The organism is Roseateles sp. P5_B10, assembly GCF_056400485.1.
The window spans coordinates 1-824 of the sequence record NZ_JBFULE010001389.1; the positions used below are offsets into that span (position 1 = coordinate 1).

Sequence of the window (824 nt, forward strand, 5' to 3'; positions counted from 1 at the left end):
CTTCCWTGTCCAGCCCGGGCGTGATGATGGTGGACTTGATCGGGTCCAGCATGTTGAAGCCCTCGGCGAGCGCGCCGAAGCCATGCCAGTCCTCGTCGGCGTGCAGCATCCAGTCCGCCGACACGGGCTCGCTGCCCTGGTCATCCTGCGCGCGCAGGAAGTCCGGCCCCCAGACCTTGAACCACCAGTCGTCGCCATAGTCCGACTCGACCTTGCGCATGGCACGGCGGAAGTCCAGCGACTCGCGGATGCTTTCCTCCACGAGCGCCGTACCGCCGGGCGGCTCCATCATCGCCGCAGCCACGTCGCAGCTCGCGATGATCGAGTATTGCGGCGAGGTCGACGTATGCATCAGGTAGGCCTCGTTGAAGAGATGCTTGTCCAGCTTGACGCTTTGCGAATCCTGCACGAGCACCTGCGAGGCCTGCGAGATGCCAGCCAGCAGCTTGTGCGTGGATTGCGTCGCGTAGACCATGGCTTCCTTCGGGCGCGGACGGTTCTTGCCCATCGCGTGGAACTGCCCGTAGAAATCGTGAAAGGCCGCATGCGGCAGCCAGGCCTCATCGAAGTGCAGCGTCGGGATGTAGCCGTCGAGCTTCTTCTTGATGGTTTCGGTGTTGTAGAGCACGCCGTCATAGGTGCTCTGCGTCAGCGTGACGATGGAGGGTTTGACCGTGGCAGCGTCGATGTGCGCCAGCAGCGGGTTGGCGGCGATCTTGGCGCGGATGGTCTCCGGACTGAACTCGCTCTCGGGAATGGGCCCGATGATGCCGTAGTGGTTGCGCGTCGGCGTCAGGAAGACGGGGATGGCGCCACACATGATG

1 pseudogene is annotated in these 824 nt (G+C 63.8%); it reads right to left on the minus strand.

Features of this window, described 5'->3' with window-relative positions:
* Nucleotides 1-824, minus strand: a pseudogene (locus AC1DU6_RS33535) (lysine decarboxylase); the annotation flags it as partial.